This window comes from Aeromonas sp. OTU364 (assembly GCF_038440395.1).
In the GTDB taxonomy this organism is placed as follows: domain Bacteria; phylum Pseudomonadota; class Gammaproteobacteria; order Enterobacterales; family Aeromonadaceae; genus Aeromonas.
In genome coordinates this window covers 1-748 of record NZ_JASATR010000039.1, presented here as the reverse complement: position 1 = coordinate 748, position 748 = coordinate 1, and the positions used below count along the sequence as shown (strand labels likewise).

Annotated in this window: 1 protein-coding gene; it reads left to right on the top strand. The window is 66.8% G+C overall.

The window, feature by feature from the left end; translation table 11 throughout:
* Positions 1-748 (top strand): Ig-like domain-containing protein (locus tag AAHB08_RS21085; RefSeq protein ID WP_342059991.1); only part of this gene is annotated, 748 nt, incomplete at both ends.

Sequence of the window (748 nt, the reverse complement as noted above, 5' to 3'; positions counted from 1 at the left end):
GATAGCGGCTGGCGGGTTTGGTCCGGCCACGGGCAACCTCATCACCGACGCGGCGGCGGGGGATGCGGGCGACAGCGACACGGGGGCAGACACCCGGGGTGCGGACGGCGCGCTGGTGTCCTCGGTGACGGCGACGACGGCCGCCGGGGCGCCGACGGCAGTGGCGGGGGCGACCGTGGTGCAGGGCGCCTACGGTGTGCTGACGCTCAACCCGGATGGCTCCTACAGCTATGTGCGTGATGCGGGTACGCCGGGCGGGGTGTCGGAGGTATTCACTTACACCCTGCGCGACGGGGATGGCGACACCGACACGGCGACGCTGACCATCGCGATTGGCAACACGCCGCCGGAGATAAGCAACCTGACCCCGTCAGTGAATGGCGGGGACGTGGTGGTGGACGAAGATGACCTGGCTGACGGCTCGGACAGCAGCAAGGAGAGCCTGACGCAGGCTGGCAGCTTCACCATCAGCTCGCCGGATGGGGTGGCCTCGCTGACGATAGGCGGGGTGACGTTCATCAACAACGGGGTGTTCACGGCGGGGTCGTTTGTCACGGGGCTGGGTAACACCTTGAGCATTACGGGCTACAACCCGCTGACCGGGGTGGTGAGCTACAGCTACACCCTGGGGGACAATGAAACCCATGCCAACGGGGCGGGCGAGAACAGCCTGTTTGAAGACTTCGCGGTGGTGCTGACGGACCAGGACGGTCAGTCCGACAGCGACACGCTGTCGGTGAACATCGTC